The organism is Micromonospora sp. IBHARD004, from assembly GCF_052814115.1.
This window is the reverse complement of record NZ_CP199934.1, coordinates 1,911,389-1,923,946: the sequence shown is the minus strand read 5'-3', so window position 1 is coordinate 1,923,946 and position 12,558 is coordinate 1,911,389. Positions and strand designations below refer to the sequence as shown.

The window sequence follows — 12,558 nt, the reverse complement described above, 5'->3', positions numbered from 1 at the left end:
TCCTCGCTCACCGGGCGATCCGCTCCTTGCTGGCCAGCCGGCCGTCGGCGAAGCAGAGCCGCCAGGTCGGCTCCGCGAAGGGGAAGTTGCCGTCGGTGTAGTACTCGCACCCGCCCGCCGGGGCGCCGTCCGGTGGCTCGGCCTGCCGCCGGGGCAGCCCCAGTGCGGCGCGCGGGTCGCCGACCCGCAGCCGCTCGTAACCGGGACGGTCCAGCACGGCGCCGGCCGTGGCGAGCGGGTAGTAGACCAGCGACAGCACCAGGCCCAGCGTGACCGGGGCGCCGAACGCGATCAGCAGGCTGCGCCGCACCCGGCGTCGGGCGTCGCGCAGCCGTCGTTCGGACTCGCCGGGCGGGTCGGCCGACGCGGGCCCGGGCCGGCCGTCGACCGGCCACCCGCCCGGGACGTCGGGCGCCGGGACCGGCCCGTCGGCCTCCCCCACAGGCCCGTCGGCGGTCAGCGGCAGCCGGGCCCGTACGGCGAACCCGCCGTCGCGCGGGCCCGCGTCGAGGACCCCGCCGGTGAGGCGGACCCGCTCGCGCAGGGCGAGCAGACCCGAGCCGTGGGCGGGCGGGCCGGGCAGCGGCGGGGCCGCCGGCGGGGCGTTCACCACCCGCAGGTCGACCCGGTCACCGGCCCGGGCCAGGGTGACGGTGACCGGAGCGCCGGGGGCGTACCGGGCGGCGTTGGTCAACGCCTCGCGGACCACCCGGTGCGCGGCGTGCGCGACCATCGGCGGCAGGTCCAGGTCGGCCGGCGCGGCCCGCAGCTCCACCGTCATCCCGGCGTCGCGAGCCCCCTCCACCAGCTCCGTCACGGTCTCGTCGGCCGGCCGGAGGTCCCGGCCCCGCTCCTCGCGCAGCACGCCGATGACGTCGTGCAGCCGCTCGGTGGCGGCGGCCACGCTGGCGCGCAGCTCACCGGCGGCGGCGCGGTGCGCGGGGGCGAGGTCGACGGCGACCTCCAGCGCGGCGGCGCGGAGCGCGATCAGGCTCAGGTCGTGGCCCAGCGAATCGTGCATCTCCTGGGCGATCCGGGCCCGTTCCCGCAACCGGACCCGGTCCACCGCGCTGCGCCGCTCCCGGTCCACCGCGTCGGCGTGCCGCCGCTCGGCCGCCGCCAACGCCCGCTGCTGGCGCCGGTGCCGGCCGAGCAGCCAGGGGAACACCCCGCCGAAGAGCAGCACCGACGCGAGCTGGTACCAGGTCGCCGGTCCGGTGCCCAGCAGGCCGAGGTTGAGCCCGGTGCCGGCGGCCGCGATCGCCCCGAAGACCCCGGCGGCCCGGGCGGTCCCCGCGCCGCGCCGCCCGGCGAGGTAGCTGAAGACCGGGATGGCGAAGACGAAGTTGCCGTCGAAGAGCGAGCCGAGCACCACCGCCAGCAGGGCGGTCAGCGGCAGCCGCCGACCGGTCCCCACCGCCAGGGCCAGCAGCGCCAGCGAGGCGACCAGCAGTAACAACGCGGAAGGCGGACGGGGTGGGGTGATCCCGGCGTACCCGATCGGGGCGGCCAGCGCGGCCCAGAGCAGCAGGTCACCGACCCGCCGCCGGTCCCCGAGCAGGCGGGCGCGACGCCACCACCGCGATTCCACGGCGGTCAGGCTACCGACGGGCGGCCGGTCCGGACACCGACGAAAGTCAGGTGCCCGGCCGGTGTCCACCGGCCTACCGGGGCGGGGCGGTCAGCCGGGGTGGGCGGTCTGCACCGGGGCGGCCGGGGCGTAGCGCCGGCGCCACGCACCGGGGCACCACCGCGCCGCTGCGCCGCTACCAGGACCCGCGCCGGCAGCCGCCGTACGAGATCCTGGAGACCGTGGCGGCGTACCCTAGCTGATCTCCTCGGCCCAGGTGCGCCAGTCGTCCAGCACCCCGTGCAGCGCCGGGGTGAGCCAGCCGGGCGCGGAGCGGCGGAAGACCCCCGGGTCCATGCCGCCCGCGCCGTCGGGCAGGGCGCCGAGCAGGTTCGGCACCAGGTCGGTCAGGTTGGTCCAGTGCACCAGCTCCGGCGTCGCCGGCCAGGCGCCGATCACCACCCCGGCCGGGACCGCCCGGCGCTCCAACGCCTCCAGGGTGAGCGCGGTGTGGTTCAGCGTGCCGAGCCCGGCGCGGGCCACCACCACGGCCGGCGCGCCCAGCGACACCGCGAGGTCGGCCACCGTCCAGGGCTCGCCCGAGGGCCGCAGCCCCATCGGTACGAGCAGCCCGCCGGCCCCCTCGACGAGCACCAGGTCGTGCTTGTCGACCTCCTCGCGCACCGCGTCGACCGCCGCGTACAGCTCCAGCGGCTCCAGCTCAGCGACCCGGGCGGCGGCGAGCGGGGCGAGCGGGTCCGGGTAGCTGGCCAGGGTCCGGCCGGTCAGCGGGGCGGCCAGTCGGGTCACCGAGTCGATGTCGCCTGGCTCGCCGGTGGCCGTACCGGTCTGCCCCGGCTTGACCACGGCGACCCGCAGCCCGGCGGCCTGCGCCGCCGCCGCGATCGCCGCGGTCACCACCGTCTTGCCCACCCCGGTGTCCGTGCCGGTCACCAGCACCGGCCCGGTCCACCCGCCATCCGTCATGGTGCCACCTCGGTTCGCGACTGCGGGGCTCGCAAACCCGGCTCACTCCTCGCGCTCACGGAGCCCACCTCGGTTCGCGACTGCGGGGCTCGCAAACCCGGCTCACTCCTCGCGCTCACGGAGCCCACCTCGGTTCGCGACTGCGGGGCTCGCAAACCCGGCTCACTCCTCGCGCTCACGGAGCCCACCTCGGTTCGCGACTGCGGGGCTCGCAAACCCGGCTCACTCCTCGCGCTCACGGAGCCCACCTCGGTTCGCGACTGCGGGGCTCGCAAACCCGGCTCACTCCTCGCGCTCACGGCGCACACTCCACGATGACGTCCAGGGCCCGCTCGTAGTCCGCCCGGGCCACCCCGGCGCTGATCGTCAGCCGGAGCCGGGAGCGGCTGTCCGGGGTGGACGGCGGCCGGAAGCAGCCCACCGCGACCCCGCGGTCGCGGCAGTCCGCCGCCCAGGCGGTCGCCGCCTCCGGGCCGGGGGCGGTCACCGAGACCACGGCCGCGTCGGGGGCGGAGACGGTCAGCCCGGCCGCGCCGAGCCGCCGCACCGCGAACGCGGCCCGGTCGGCCAGCTCGGCGCGGAGGTCGTCGCCGGTGCGGGCGAGCCGCGCGGCGGCGGCGACCCCGGCGGCGACCGCCGGGGGCAGCGCGGTGTCGAAGATGAACGTCCGGCCCGTCTCCACCAGGTGGCGGACGAACTCGGCGGGGCCGGCGACCACCCCGCCCGCGCCGCCGAGCGCCTTCGACAGGGTGGCGGTGACCACCACGTCCGGCTCGCCGGACAGGCCGGCGGCGGCCACCCCGCCGGCGCCGGCCGGGCCGGTCACGCCGAGCGCGTGCGCGTCGTCGACCAGCAGCAGGGCGCCGTGCCGTCGGGCGACGGCGTGCAGCGCGGCCAGCGGGGCCAGGTCGCCGTCGACGGAGAAGACCGACTCGGTGACCACCACGGCCGGCCGGCCGGGGGCGGCGGCCAGCGCGGCGGCCACCGCGTCGACGTCGGCGTGCGGGGTGACCACGGTCTCCGCGCCGGAGATCCGGCAGCCGTCGATCAGCGAGGCGTGGTTGTGGGCGTCGGAGACGAGCAGCGTACGCGGCTGGACGACGCCGCGGACGGCGGCGAAATTGGCCAGGTAGCCGGAGGAGAAGACCAGCGCCCGGTCGGTGCCGAGCCACTCGGCGAGGGTGTCCTCGAGGGCGTGGTGGGCGTCGGTGGAGCCGCGCACCAGGCGCGACCCGGTGGCCCCCAGCCCGTACCCGGACAGCGCCCGCGCGGCGGCGGCGGTGACCTCGGGGTGGGTGGCCAGGCCGAGGTAGTCGTTGCCGGCCAGGTCGACCACGGCGTCCCCGGCGGCGCGGGGGCGCAGGGTGCGGGTGAGTCCCGCTCTGGCCCGCAGCTCGGCGCGACGGTCGAGCGCCGCCAGCCAGTCCGCCACCGTCACTCCCCTCGTCCGCCGCACCCACGGGCGCTCCCGCCGGGCGAAGTTACCACCCGGCCGGCCGGCCCCGGCGTGGCGCGGGCCACCCCGCCGGGGCTGCTCGGACGCCGCTGGTGCCCGGATCGAGCGTCGGGCGTCGGCCGTTTCTCCACCCCGGAGCGGCCTTGTAGGGTACGAGCCATGCCAGAGATCCTCGACCAGGCCCGGACCCAGGTGCTGGAGAACGGCGTCGGCCTCGACGAGGCCGGTGTCCTCGCCGTGCTGAACCTGCCCGACGAAGACGTCCCCGCCGCCCTCCAGCTCGCCCACGAGGTACGGATGCGCTGGTGCGGCCCGGAGGTCGAGGTCGAGGGCATCGTCTCGCTGAAGACGGGCGGCTGCCCGGAGGACTGCCACTTCTGCTCGCAGTCGGGGCTGTTCACCTCGCCGGTCCGCTCGGTATGGCTGGACATCCCGTCGCTGGTCGAGGCGGCGAAGCAGACCGCGAAGACCGGGGCGACGGAGTTCTGCATCGTGGCCGCCGTGCGCGGCCCGGACGCCCGGCTGATGAAGCAGATGCGCGAGGGCGTCGCCGCCATCCAGGCCGAGGTCGACATCCAGGTCGCCGCGTCGCTGGGCATGCTCTCCCAGGAGCAGGTCGACGAGCTGGTCGAGATGGGCGTGCACCGCTACAACCACAACCTGGAGACCTGCCGCTCATACTTCCCGAACGTGGTCACCACGCACTCCTGGGAGGAGCGCTGGGAGACGCTGAAGATGGTCCGCGAGTCCGGCATGGAGGTCTGCTGCGGCGGCATCCTCGGCCTCGGCGAGACCGTCGAGCAGCGCGCCGAGTTCGCCGCGCAGCTCGCCGAGCTGGACCCGCACGAGGTCCCGCTGAACTTCCTCAACCCCCGCCCGGGCACCCCGCTGGGCGACCGCCCGGTGGTGGAGGGCAAGGACGCGCTGCGAGCCATCGCCGCGTTCCGGCTGGCCATGCCGCGGACCATCCTGCGGTACGCGGGCGGCCGCGAGATCACCCTCGGCGACCTGGGCACCCGGGACGGCCTGCTGGGCGGCATCAACGCGGTGATCGTCGGCAACTACCTGACCACCCTGGGCCGGCCGGCAACCGACGACCTCGCGCTGCTGGACGACCTGAAGATGCCGGTCAAGGCGCTCTCCGCGACGCTGTGAGACCGACGGTGACCGAGCTGTGGTGCGACCGCTGCGGTGAATCCGCCGCGGCGGGTCCCCACCCGGGGTGCGCGGCGGCCCGGGTGCTGGAGCCGCCGCGCTACTGCGCGCGCTGCCGTCGCCGGATGAAGGTGCAGGTGCTGCCGGTCGGCTGGTCGGCGGTCTGCGTCGAGCACGGCGAGATCCGGGGCTGAGGCCGTGCTGCGGGGGCGGGCGGTGACGCTGCGACCGGCAACGGACGCGGACGTGCCCGTCCTCGCGGCGATCCGGGCCACTCCGGAGGTCCGGCACTGGTGGCGCGGCGGCGACGACCTGACCGAGGCCGTCCGCGCCGACCTGGCCGACGACGACCTGACCGTGTACGCGATCGAGCACGACGGTCGGGTGGTCGGCGCGATCCAGTGGTACGCCGAGCCCGACCCGGACTACCGGCACGCCGCGATGGACATCTTCCTCGACCCGGCGGTGCGCGGCGCCGGCCTCGGCGGGGACGCGATCCGCACCCTGGCCCGGCACCTGGTCGACGAGCACGGTCACCACCGGTTCACCATCGACCCGGCGGCGGCGAACACCGCGGCGATCCGCGCGTACGCGAAGGTGGGTTTCCGCCCGGTCGGCATCATGCGCCGGTACGAGCGCGGCGCCGACGGCCGCTGGCACGACGCCCTCCTGATGGACCTCCTCGCGGACGAACTGGCCGATTAGGCGCGTATACCGGACAAAACAACCGGGACGGTGATGTCCCGATCCGAGGGTCGCCTGTCCGTCCGGACGGCCATCGACCCCCGCCCCCTCCGCGTTCCACCTGCCAGTGGGCAACCGAGCCCGCCGATAGAGGAGGAACGATGTCCCCGAATCCACGCCGGCGCGAGGCGCTGATCGCGCTCGGCCTGGCCGCCGGGCGGTCGTCGCGCTCGGCTTCACCCGCTTCGCGTACGCCCTGCTGCTGCCCGCCATGCGCGGCGACCTGCACTGGACGTACGCCCAGGCCGGCGGCCTGAACACCGCGAACGCCGCCGGCTACGTGATCGGCGCCGGGACGGCGGTGCTCTGGGCCCGCCGGCTCGGCGACCGGGCCGCCTTCGCGGGCGCCCTCGCGGTCAGCGCGCTCACCCTGCTGGTCACCGGGACCACCGCGGACTATCCGGTGCTGAGCCTGCTGCGGTTCGTCGGCGGGCTGGCCACGGCGGTCTCCTTCGTGCTCGGTTCGGCGCTCGCCGCCCGGGTCGCCACCGGTGGTGGCCAGCGCCGGGCCGCGCTGCTGGTCGCCCTCTACATGGCCGGGGTCGGCATCGGCGTGGTGCTCTCCGGACTGCTGGTGCCGGCGGCTCTCGCCGTGGCCGGGGACGCCGGGTGGCGGGCCGGGTGGCTGCTGCTCGGTGTGGTGGCCGTGCTCGCGGTCGGGCCGGCCGTGCTCGCCGTCCGGCGGGTCCCGGCGGTGGCCGGGACGACCGGCGCCGGGCTGGCCCGGGCGGACCTGGCCCGGCTCGCCCCGACGTTCGCCTGGTACGTCCTCTTCGGCGCCGGCTACGTCAGCTACATGACCTTCGTCATCGCGCTCCTGCGCGACCAGGGTCTCGGCACCGCGGGCGTCGCCACCTTCTTCGTGGTGCTCGGTCTCGCCTCGGCGGTGGCCACGCTGACGGTGTGGGGGCGGGTGATCGGGCGCCTGCCCGGCGGCCGGGGGCCCGCGCTGGTCTCGGTGCTGGTGCTGGTCGGCGTGCTGCCGGTCCTGCTGCTGCCGGCCGGGCTGCCCGCGGCGCTGGTGTCGGCGGCGGTCTTCGGCAGCTCGTTCATGGCCGGCCCGACGGCGGCCACCGTGCTCGCCCGGCGGACCCTGCCGGCCGGCGGCTGGACCGCCGGCATCGCCCTGCTGACCGTGGCCTTCTCCGTCGGTCAGGCGGTCGGCCCGCTGGTCTCAGGCGCGCTGTCGGACTCCGGTGGCGTCGCGGTGGGGCTCTGGCTCTCCGTCGGCCTGCTGGCCGCCGCCGGCCTGGTCGCCCTGCGCCAGCGCGACACCGTCCCGGCCGAGGCCCCGGAACCCGTCGCCGCCCTCCGTCGCTGACCCGGCCGTCCCGGCCACGATCCGGGGCCTGTCGTCCGGCTTTCCCGCCGGCCACGACAGGTCCCGGATCGGGGCGGTTCAGGGGGTGGGGTTGATGCCGGTGGTGCGGAAGCGGGAGCGGTAGGCGCCGGGGGTGACGCCGAGTTCGCGGAGGAAGGCCCGGCGCATCGTCTCCGGCGAGCCGAAGCCGACCCGGCGGGCCACCACGTCGAGAGTGTCGTCGCCCCGCTCCAGCAGGTCCTGCGCCGCCTCGACCCGGACCCGGTCGAGGTAGACCGCCGGGGTGATGCCCAGCTCGGTGCGGAACAACCGGCCGAGGTGCCGCGCGCTCACCCCGGCCAGCGCCGCCAGGCCGGCCAGGTCGTACGGCCCGGCCGGGTCCGCGGCCACCGTGTCCAGCACCCGGCGCAGCAGGTCGTTGCGGGTGCTCGCGGTGTTGGTCCGGACGCTGAACTGGGACTGCCCGCCGGGGCGCTGCATGAAGACCACCAGGTGCCGGGCCACCGCGCGGGCCGTCTCCGGGCCGAGGTCCGCCTCGACCAGCGCCAGGGTCAGGTCGATGCCGGCGGTGATCCCGGCGGACGTGATGATCCGGCCGTCGACGATGAAGATCGGGTCCGGGTCGACGGTGACCGCCGGGAAGTGCGCGGCGAGCTGGTCGGCCAGGTCCCAGTGCGTGGTCACCCGGCGGCCGTCCAGCAGGCCCGCGGCGGCGAGGGGGAACGCCCCGGCGCAGACCGAGGCGGTCCGGGTGGACCCGGCGGCGAGCCGGCGGATCTGGTCCAGCAGCGCCTCGTCCGCCGCGGCGGCCTGCCAGTCCGGCGCGCCGGGCACGACCAGGGTGCCGACCGGGCCGGTCACGTCGGGCAGCGCCAGGTCGGCGCCGAGCCGGGCGCCCGCGCTGCTCACCACGTCCCGTCCGTCGGGCGAGGCGAGCAGCGGCCGGTACGAGCCGCCGTGCTCGTTGGCGACGGTGAGCACCTCCAGCGGCCCGGTGACGTCGAGCAGCCGCACCCCGTCGTAGACGACGAAGAGCACGGTGTCACTGCACCCCCGGGCCCGCACGGGTCGAGCTTAGGCAGGCGGTGATGCGGTGGGGCGGCCATCGGGCGTCCCGTCCCAGATCAGCTGGCCGTCGGGGAGCGCGCGCGCCGTCGGCGGCGCGGTGCGGGCTGAGCCGGCCGTCGGGCATGAGGTGGTTCACCGGCACCTCGCGGCCCAGCACCGCGACGTCGGCGATCAGTCGCCGGTGGCAGCGCCACCACACGTTCTCGCTGCACATCACCGCCGTGGTGCGGCGGGCCGCCGCGGCCAGCACCCCGTCCAGCGCCGCGTCGAAGGCGGCGGTCCGGGTGTACGCCGCGTACGCCCGGAAGGCCGCGACGGTCCACCAGGTGTCGGGCTCCGGCTCCCCGGCCCGGACGTGCCGCCGGCCGCCGAGTCGCGGCTCCCAGCGGTAGTCGATCCCCGCCTCCGGCAGCCAGCGTTCCAGCGCCTCGCGGCGCACGTCCGGGTTGGTCCGGCTGCCCGGATAGGGCCGCACGTCCACCAGGAGTTCGATGCCCGCCCCGCCCAGCAGTTCGGCGAGCCGGGTGCGGTCCGCCGATCCGGGCCGATGGTCAGCAACACGTGCTCCATCCGCCCAGCATGCCGGTGGTCATCGCGGTGAGCATGGGATGCCCGACAGCCAGGGCGACCGGGCGGCGTGTCACGTGGGTCAGGGGAGCGACGCGGGGCTACCGGGTCCACTATGCTCCCGGGAGCCAACCGGGACGTCGCGGAGAAACGGGAAACATGTCGAATTTCTCGTCGTCCGAACCTGCGCCGGCATCGGTGGCGGGCGGTGGCTGCCGAACGACGGTCGGCGACTTCCATGAACGCGTAACGATGTCGGTACCTCACGACGCTCTGTCAGTAGCGACATCCGGCCGTTCAGAGGATGCATGGCGACCTAACAGTCAGTGATCCTTTAGCGTCCCTTAAATCAACTTCCGGAGGACTTCCCATGCGACAGCGTCGACGCCTCGCGCTCGCGCTCAGTTCAGCAGCAGCCGCCGGCGTTGCGTGCCTCGCGATCGCCACTCCCGCTCTTGCCGAAGACCCGCGTGGCAACAACGGGACTGTCAAGATCGACACTATCGAGGTCGACGACCACAACGACCCGAACATCGCCAACCGCCCGCATGTGGGCTGCGACTTCCAGGTCAGGTTCTTCGGCTTCGACAAGGACCAGACGGCGAAGATCACTTTCACCATCCACCCGCCGTCCGGGTCCGGTGCGGAAATCATCCCCTCGGTGACCAAGCCGATCAGCAACGACAGTGCCGCCGGGGGCCTGAACGACGAGGACGAGGTCTTCACGTACCACGTGTCCGACTGGGACCTGACGAAGTACAAGGAGCACGAAAAGCAGGGCTACCACGTCAAGCTGACCATCTACTCGGAGGGCGTGCCCGGCGGCGTCAAGCACAAGGTCTTCTGGGTCCAGGGATGCCAGACCCCGACGACCCCGACCACACCGCCCACGACCCCGCCGACCACCCCGCCGACCACCCCGCCGACGAACCCGTCGTCGCCGGGCGCCTCGCTGGGTGGCGGCGCCGGTGGCGGCAACGGCGAGAACGGTGGCAGCCTGCCGCTGACCGGCGTGGCCGCGACCAGCACCGCGCTGACCGGTCTCGCCCTGATCGGTGGCGGTGTCGCCCTGATGGTGCTCCGTCGCCGTCGGGACAAGATCACCTTCACCAGCTGATCCCAGTCGGTGATGTGAACCGGCCGTCGGACATCCGTCCGGCGGCCGGTTCCGTCTTTTTCGGACAGCCGCAGAGGTCACGTCCTCCAGCCGTCCGCATCCCTTACCCGAGGGGTGCCTGAGCAGCGGATGTCCCGATACGATCTTGGGTGTGGACGCACTCGAACCGACCCGTACCGCCGTCGTCCTGATCGACCTCCAGCGTCGCATCGTGGACCTGCCCACCGCCCCGCACACCGGCGCGGAGGTGCTGACCCGCTCGGTCGCCCTGGCTGAAGCCGCCCGCGCCGCCGTCGTCGTGGTCCGGGTCGAGCGGCCGGGCCCGGACCCGCAGCCCGAGGGAAGCGAGTTGGTGCCCGAGGCCACCCCGCGCCGCGGTGACCTGGAGGTCGTCAAGCACAGCTGGGGGGCCTTCCACGAGACCGGGCTGGACGCCGCCCTGCGCGAGCGGGGCGTCGACACGCTGGTCGTCGCCGGCCTGGTCACCAACTTCGGCGTGGAGCAGACCGCCCGGGTGGCCGAGGAGATCGGCTACCGCGTGGCCTTCCCGCACGACGCGATGTCCGGACTGGACGCGTACGCGCACGAGTTCGCCGTCGACTACATCTTCCGCCGGCTCGGCACGGTCTGCTCGACCGAGGAGGCGGTCGCGGCGCTGCGCGGCTCCTGAGCGAGCGTTGAACCGGATCCGGTATTGATCCGTACTGACGGGTAACCCGGTCGACGTCGCCCGGAGATGGATCACATAGTCGACGGTTTTCTATTTGCTTGAAGCGTACTCCCAGGTCAGAGCCGGTGGTCGACGGTCGCGAGATACCGCGAGCGGCGCCGGACGGCGGACCTGGTGTCCTGGCATACGAGCGTACGGTTGCCGCCGCGCTCGATGGCGCGGGACAGTACGCGACACCAGCGGTGCCATCGACGCCGCCGCTCCCCCGGTCCACCCTGAGGAGATCGCGATGGCTCTCAGACTCGCCGACGGCACCGCCTGGTCCGACACCCTCGCCCGCGCGGTGGCCGCCACCCCGGAGGCCTTCGGGGCGCCGGCCGACGGCGTCACCACCCTGCACAACCTGGTCGAGGGCGACTGGCGGGCGGTCGGGGCACCCACCCCCGTCCGCACCCCGGTCGACAACACCGTCCTGGTCAACCTGGCCCGACTCGACGCCGACTCGGCCCGCGCGGCGGTCGCCCACGCCGCCGCCGCGCACCGCGAGTGGGCGCAGGCCCCGCTCGCCGACCGCAAGGCCCGGGTCACCGACGCGCTGGACGCGCTCACCGCGCACCGCGACCTGCTCGCCCTGCTGCTGGTCTGGGAGATCGGCAAGCCGTGGCGGCTGGCCTGCGCCGACGTGGACCGCGCCCTGGACGGCGTCCGCTGGTACGTGGGCGAGATCGACCGGATGCTTGCCGACGGCCGGGAGGCGCTGCCCGGCCCCGTCAGCAACATTGCGTCTTGGAACTACCCCATGAGCGTCTTGGTCCATGCCGAGCTGGTGCAACTGCTGGCCGGCAACGCGGTCATCGCCAAGACCCCGTCCCAGGGCGGCGCGGTCTGCCTCACCGTCGCGCACGCCCTGATGCGCCGCGCCGGGCTGCCCGCCACGCTCGTCTCCGGCAGCGGCGAGGAGCTCTCCGAGGTCCTGGTGCGGGCGCCGGAGATCGGCGCGGTCGCCTTCGTCGGTGGCCGCTCCAACGGCGGCAAGGTCGCCGCCGCGCTGCTCGACTCCGACAAGCGGCACTTCATCGAGCAGGAGGGCCTCAACGCCTGGGGCATCTGGAACTTCTCCCAGTGGGACCTGCTCGCCGCGCACCTGAAGAAGGGCTTCGAGTACGGCAAGCAGCGCTGCACCGCGTACCCGCGGTTCGTGGTCCAGCGCGACCTCGTCGACGAGTTCCTCGACATGTACCTGCCGGTGGTCCGCTCCGTCCGGTTCGGACACCCGCTCGCCGTCGGCGACGACTGGTCGGCCGGCGACCCGCTGCCGGAGCTGGACTTCGGCCCGCTGATCAGCGGCGCCAAGGCCGAGGAGCTGCGCCGCAAGGTCGACGAGGCGGTACGCGGCGGCGCCGTGCCGCTGCACCGCGGCAAGCTCGACGGCGCGCCCTTCCTCGACGGCCAGGACACCTCGGCGTACGTCGCGCCGGCGGTGCTGCTCGCCCCGCCCGGGCGGTCCCGGCTGATGCACGCCGAGCCGTTCGGCCCGGTCGACACCATCGTCGTGGTGGACACCACCGACGAGCTGCTGGCCGCGATGAACGCCTCCAACGGCGCGCTGGTCGCGTCGCTGGCCTGCGACGACACCGACGAGGCGGCGAAGCTCGCGGTCGACCTCCAGGCCTTCAAGGTGGGCATCAACAAGCCCCGCTCCCGCGGCGACCGGGACGAGCCGTTCGGCGGCCGGGGCGCCTCCTGGAAGGGCGCCTTCGTCGGCGGCGACCTGCTCGTCCAGGCGGTCACCGTCGGCGGGGACGGCCGGCTCTACGGCAACTTCCCGGACTACAGCAGCTACCCGGCCACCTGAGTCACCGCACATGGGCAGGGCCCCCGCACCGGGGGCCCTGCCGTTTCA

The 12,558-nt window shown here is 74.8% G+C and carries 12 protein-coding genes; 7 read left to right on the top strand and 5 right to left on the bottom strand.

The genetic code is table 11. The annotated features are described in order from the left end of the window. Positions 1-7 precede the first annotated feature (7 nt). The 3 genes from ACTWO6_RS09445 to ACTWO6_RS09435 all read right to left on the bottom strand — a co-directional run bounded on the left by ACTWO6_RS09445 (position 8) and on the right by ACTWO6_RS09435 (position 3,989). Entirely contained in the window at positions 8-1,591 is a 1,584-nt protein-coding gene (locus tag ACTWO6_RS09445; RefSeq protein WP_446219270.1) for a sensor histidine kinase, read from the bottom strand. 234 nt (positions 1,592-1,825) lie between these two features. Further along, positions 1,826-2,557, bottom strand: coding sequence for a dethiobiotin synthase (bioD, locus tag ACTWO6_RS09440; RefSeq protein WP_446219269.1), 732 nt, complete (start codon positions 2,555-2,557; stop codon positions 1,826-1,828). A 295-nt stretch (positions 2,558-2,852) separates the two neighbouring features. After that, complete coding sequence (locus ACTWO6_RS09435; protein WP_446219268.1) at positions 2,853-3,989, bottom strand: 8-amino-7-oxononanoate synthase; 1,137 nt, start codon at positions 3,987-3,989, stop codon at positions 2,853-2,855. A gap of 183 nt (positions 3,990-4,172) precedes the next feature. Here ACTWO6_RS09435 and bioB point away from each other — a divergent pair, with 183 nt between their 5' ends. The 4 genes from bioB to ACTWO6_RS09415 all read left to right on the top strand — a co-directional run bounded on the left by bioB (position 4,173) and on the right by ACTWO6_RS09415 (position 7,233). Then, complete coding sequence (bioB, locus tag ACTWO6_RS09430) at positions 4,173-5,168, top strand: biotin synthase BioB (protein WP_446219267.1); 996 nt, start codon at positions 4,173-4,175, stop codon at positions 5,166-5,168. Continuing rightward, a complete protein-coding gene (gene bsaP, locus ACTWO6_RS09425) occupies positions 5,165-5,362 on the top strand; it encodes a biotin synthase auxiliary protein BsaP (RefSeq protein ID WP_446219266.1) in 198 nt (65 codons plus the stop codon). The genes bioB and bsaP overlap by 4 nt, the downstream gene beginning before the upstream one ends. Before the next feature lie 4 nt (positions 5,363-5,366). Next, positions 5,367-5,873, top strand: a complete 507-nt coding sequence (locus tag ACTWO6_RS09420) for a GNAT family N-acetyltransferase (RefSeq protein ID WP_446219265.1) — start codon at positions 5,367-5,369, stop codon at positions 5,871-5,873. Positions 5,874-6,123: 250 nt separating this feature from the next. Next, positions 6,124-7,233 carry a YbfB/YjiJ family MFS transporter gene (locus ACTWO6_RS09415; RefSeq protein ID WP_446219264.1) on the top strand — a complete coding sequence of 370 codons (1,110 nt, stop codon included), beginning with the start codon at positions 6,124-6,126 and terminating at the stop codon, positions 7,231-7,233. Between the two features lie 78 nt (positions 7,234-7,311). Here the strand turns inward: ACTWO6_RS09415 and ACTWO6_RS09410 are convergent, their stop codons facing one another. Further along, a complete protein-coding gene (locus ACTWO6_RS09410; protein WP_446219263.1) occupies positions 7,312-8,298 on the bottom strand; it encodes a GlxA family transcriptional regulator in 987 nt (328 codons plus the stop codon). After that, entirely contained in the window at positions 8,276-8,782 is a 507-nt protein-coding gene (locus ACTWO6_RS09405) for a DUF488 domain-containing protein (protein ID WP_446219262.1), read from the bottom strand. The genes ACTWO6_RS09410 and ACTWO6_RS09405 overlap by 23 nt, the downstream gene beginning before the upstream one ends. Positions 8,783-9,238: 456 nt before the next feature. On the opposite strand from ACTWO6_RS09405, the gene ACTWO6_RS09400 reads away from it, so the two are divergent. The 3 genes from ACTWO6_RS09400 to ACTWO6_RS09390 all read left to right on the top strand — a co-directional run bounded on the left by ACTWO6_RS09400 (position 9,239) and on the right by ACTWO6_RS09390 (position 12,510). Continuing rightward, positions 9,239-9,985: an LPXTG cell wall anchor domain-containing protein gene (locus ACTWO6_RS09400; protein ID WP_446219261.1), complete on the top strand. Its 747-nt coding sequence runs from the start codon at positions 9,239-9,241 to the stop codon at positions 9,983-9,985. Between the two features lie 151 nt (positions 9,986-10,136). Next, positions 10,137-10,655 carry an isochorismatase family protein gene (locus tag ACTWO6_RS09395; protein ID WP_446219260.1) on the top strand — a complete coding sequence of 173 codons (519 nt, stop codon included), beginning with the start codon at positions 10,137-10,139 and terminating at the stop codon, positions 10,653-10,655. Positions 10,656-10,944: 289 nt separating this feature from the next. After that, positions 10,945-12,510, top strand: coding sequence for an aldehyde dehydrogenase family protein (locus tag ACTWO6_RS09390; protein ID WP_446219259.1), 1,566 nt, complete (start codon positions 10,945-10,947; stop codon positions 12,508-12,510). The last annotated feature ends 48 nt before the right edge of the window (positions 12,511-12,558 follow it).